Origin of the sequence: Massilia mucilaginosa, from assembly GCF_011682145.1 — a bacterium.
Taxonomy (GTDB): domain Bacteria; phylum Pseudomonadota; class Gammaproteobacteria; order Burkholderiales; family Burkholderiaceae_D; genus Telluria_A; species Telluria_A mucilaginosa.
Window position 1 is genome coordinate 1 of sequence record NZ_WHJH01000355.1, and the last position, 286, is coordinate 286.

1 pseudogene is annotated in these 286 nt (G+C 74.8%); it reads right to left on the reverse strand.

The features are described 5' to 3' along the window. Positions 1–286: pseudogene (locus tag F2P45_RS35150) on the reverse strand (DUF5682 family protein); the annotation flags it as partial.

The following is a 286-nucleotide window of genomic DNA, read 5'->3' on the forward strand; positions in this document are numbered from 1 at the left end:
CGGACGCTGGGCCGGGTCGAGCAGGTCGATCCTGACCTGGCTTGGGAGAACGATGCCGAGCGCCGCCAGTTCGACGTCGACGGCGGCCACCAGCGGCGGCTGCGGCGTGCCGGGCGCCAGTTCGCCGACGGCGTCGTCGGCCAGTACCGCCATCACTTCCACCAGCGCCGCATCGGTGCCCGCGCGCACGCGGCCCCGGTAAGTCCAGGGCAGCGGCACGTCCAGCGCCTGGCTGACCAGGCTGCCGGCCAGCGCATCGAGCCAGTCGCTGCGCAGCGGCGTCGGG